Genomic DNA, 646 nt, shown 5'->3' with positions numbered 1-646 from the left:
ATCGGCATCCTCAGGCGCGGCATCGGCGCGGCGGTCTCCGTTGCCACCATTGCCACCGCGGCGGCCACGGCGGCCACGGCGGCGGCGCTTGCGCTTGCCGCGATCTTCGCCGCCAGCTTCGGCGCGCTCGGCGGATTCACCATCACCATCCGCGTCGCTCTCGGCCTCATCGTCGCGAGTATCCGCGTCCGCCGCGTCGGCGTCAGCGCCGATCTCGGCCGGCTCCGCAGCGTCGTCGCCCGCCTTGCCGCGGCGACGGCGGCGGCCGCGCGTCTTGCGGGCATCGCCACGCTCCCGGCGCTCGCCGCCCTCGTCCTCGCCGGCCTCGTCAGCGTCGTCGGCCGCTTCGGCCTCGTCGGCATCCTCGCTGATCTTCACGATGGCGGGCAGCGGCTCCATTTCCACCTTCTTCGATGGCGGCGGGCCGGCGGTGTCGATCTCGAAACTGGGGCCAATCAGCGCGTCATCCGGCCGGGTGACGATGGAGACGCCATAAAGCTCCTCCAGTTCGGCCAGTTCGATGCGCTTGCGGTTGAGCAGATAGACTGCCACCTCCTCGCCGGCGCGCAGCGTCAGGTCGCTATGGCGGCCGCGCAGCGCCTCGGCTTCCAGCGCGCGCAGGGCGGCGAGCGCGGCCGACGCCACG

Annotated in this window: 1 pseudogene; it reads right to left on the bottom strand. The window is 72.8% G+C overall.

Annotated features, from left to right (window positions below):
* Positions 1–646, bottom strand: a pseudogene (locus GJV64_RS15205) (ribonuclease E/G); the annotation flags it as partial.

The organism is Sandarakinorhabdus rubra (genome assembly GCF_010994245.1).
Taxonomy (GTDB): Bacteria; Pseudomonadota; Alphaproteobacteria; order Sphingomonadales; family Sphingomonadaceae; genus Sandarakinorhabdus; species Sandarakinorhabdus rubra.
This window is presented reverse-complemented; position numbering and strand designations above follow the sequence as displayed.